General features: G+C 44.9%; 1 protein-coding gene. It reads right to left on the bottom strand.

What is annotated here, in order from left to right; genetic code table 11:
- A partial coding sequence (locus LZP73_RS21625; RefSeq protein WP_442800785.1) for a bifunctional adenosylcobinamide kinase/adenosylcobinamide-phosphate guanylyltransferase occupies positions 1 to 90 on the bottom strand: 90 nt, incomplete at its 3' end.
- Positions 91 to 285: the final 195 nt, after the last annotated feature.

A 285-nucleotide genomic window follows, 5' to 3' on the forward strand; every position in this document is an offset into this window, starting at 1 on the left:
GATATACAGAACCTGTGAAGAGTCCCCAATAAGCACCTCTGCGTGGCGACTCTTCCCGCTCCGTGCGCCTCCCGTCACCAAAATCATCATACCGACTCCTGATTCAAATGTATGATGGTATTCATTGAACAGAGCAATGGATCCCCCACCGTTGCTGACCGCAAAACATTTACGCGATTAATACTGCGCGTAATATAATTAAAAATCCAGCATTCTCAATCCATTACGAAATAAGATGGCATTACGGAATAGCCAGACTTTCTCGTGTTAACGTCCGACAAAATG

The organism is Shewanella sp. AS16 (genome assembly GCF_021412365.1).
Lineage (GTDB): Bacteria > Pseudomonadota > Gammaproteobacteria > Enterobacterales > Shewanellaceae > Shewanella > Shewanella salipaludis.